General features: G+C 65.0%; 2 protein-coding genes. Both read right to left on the reverse strand.

The window, feature by feature from the left end; translation table 11 throughout:
• The coding region (locus ABIB73_RS37530) for a GDP-L-fucose synthase family protein (RefSeq protein WP_354232499.1) at window positions 1–704 on the reverse strand (704 nt) is incomplete at its 3' end.
• Window positions 685–1,107 (reverse strand): GDP-mannose 4,6-dehydratase (locus ABIB73_RS37535; RefSeq protein ID WP_354232500.1); only part of this gene is annotated, 423 nt, incomplete at its 5' end. The genes ABIB73_RS37535 and ABIB73_RS37530, both read right to left, overlap by 20 nt.

Here is a 1,107-nt window from a genome sequence, read left to right on the forward strand (position 1 = left end):
GAATAGGTCTTCATCAGGTGCACGCAGGCGTCCGCCATGTCGTCGACATAGAGGAACTCGCGCCGCGGCGTGCCGGTGCCCCAGACCACGACGCTGTTGGCGCCCGCGACCTTGGCCTCGTGGAAGCGGCGGATCAGCGCGGCAACGACGTGGCTCAGCTCGGGGTGATAATTGTCGCCGGGGCCATAGAGATTGGTCGGCATCACGCTGATGAAGTCGCTGCCATACTGGCTGCGATAGGCCTCGACCATCTTGATGCCGGCGATCTTGGCAATCGCATAGGGCTCGTTGGTCGGCTCCAGCGGGCCGGTCAGCACCGAATCCTCGCGCAGCGGCTGCGCCGCCAGCTTCGGATAGATGCAGGACGAGCCCAGGAACATCAGCTTCTCGGCGCCGTTGTGATGCGCCGCCTGGATCACGTTGGCCGCGATCGCGATGTTGTCGTAGATGAACTCGGCGCGCAGCGTGGCGTTGGCGACGATGCCGCCGACTTTGGCGGCGGCGAGGAAGACGACCTGCGGCCGCACGCGCGCGAACCAGTCGAACACCGCGGCCTGGTTGCAGAGATCGAGCTCGCGCCGGTCCACGGTGACGAGCTTGACGTCCTCCCGCGCCAGCCGGCGCAGCAGCGCGCTGCCGACCATGCCGCGATGGCCGGCGACGTAGACGCTTCTGCCTGTCAGCTCAAACGCTGCGTTTGCCATTTGCGACGTCCCGTTTGGCTTCAGCCAGATCGTTCGCTACCATCTCCTCGACGAGCTGGGCAAAGGTCCGCTTCGGCTTCCAGCCGAGCACCTGACGCGCCTTGCTGGCATCGCCGATGAGGAGATCGACCTCGGTCGGACGGAAATAGGCCGGATCGATCTTCACCACCGTCTTGCCGCTCTTGGCATCGATCCCGGTCTCCTCGACACCGGTGCCGCGCCATTCGATGCGGCGGCCGACTTGCGCAAACGACAATTCGACCATCTCGCGCACCGAGCGCGTCTCGCCGGTGGCGAGCACGAAGTCGTCCGGCTTGTCGGCCTGCAGGATCATATGCATGCCTTCGACATAGTCCTTGGCATGGCCCCAGTCGCGCTTGGCCGAGAGATTGCCGAGATAGAG

This window comes from Bradyrhizobium sp. F1.4.3, assembly GCF_040548375.1.
Lineage (GTDB): Bacteria > Pseudomonadota > Alphaproteobacteria > Rhizobiales > Xanthobacteraceae > Bradyrhizobium.